Raw genomic sequence first — 484 nt, 5'->3', positions numbered from 1 at the left:
CGTAACGCACCATCATCAACCAGACAAAAATCATCTAATTGTATAGATACAAATATCCGTATCAAGCAAAATTTTCATACAATTTGCTCTCGTTCCATCGGTAGGGAGCGATCGCGCTCAATTGGCAAATCCTCTGGAAACTCCTGAAGGGCATCAAACATCTATTTATAGCAAATATTCTGCTACTCAAGCAATGCCGAAATGAATTATGTTATAATTATGGCATTAACTCAACTAAATGGCTTCCGAAAATTTATGATCATTCGAGCTAAAGGAATTAAGCGCGGTCAAACTATTATTTTGAATGAATCGCTTTCTCTACCGGATCAAGAAGTGGAAATCATGGTCATACCTATCTCCGATCCTGGGAGTGAACCCTTGACCAAAAATACATTAGCTGACTTTGTGGGAAAGCTGCAAAATTCACCCAATTTTCAAGACGATCCGGTTGTAATTCAGCGTCAGATGCGTGATGAGTGGGATT

At 39.3% G+C, this 484-nt stretch carries 1 protein-coding gene; it reads left to right on the top strand.

Going from position 1 to position 484, the window contains the following annotated elements:
• Positions 1-219: 219 nt before the first annotated feature.
• Positions 220-484, top strand: a 265-nt coding sequence (locus tag P5683_RS25785) for a hypothetical protein (protein WP_006622742.1), incomplete at its 3' end; no start/stop codon positions are given.

This window comes from Limnospira sp. PMC 1279.21 (genome assembly GCF_032349615.1).
Taxonomy (GTDB): domain Bacteria; phylum Cyanobacteriota; class Cyanobacteriia; order Cyanobacteriales; family Microcoleaceae; genus Limnospira; species Limnospira fusiformis.
This window is presented reverse-complemented; position numbering and strand designations above follow the sequence as displayed.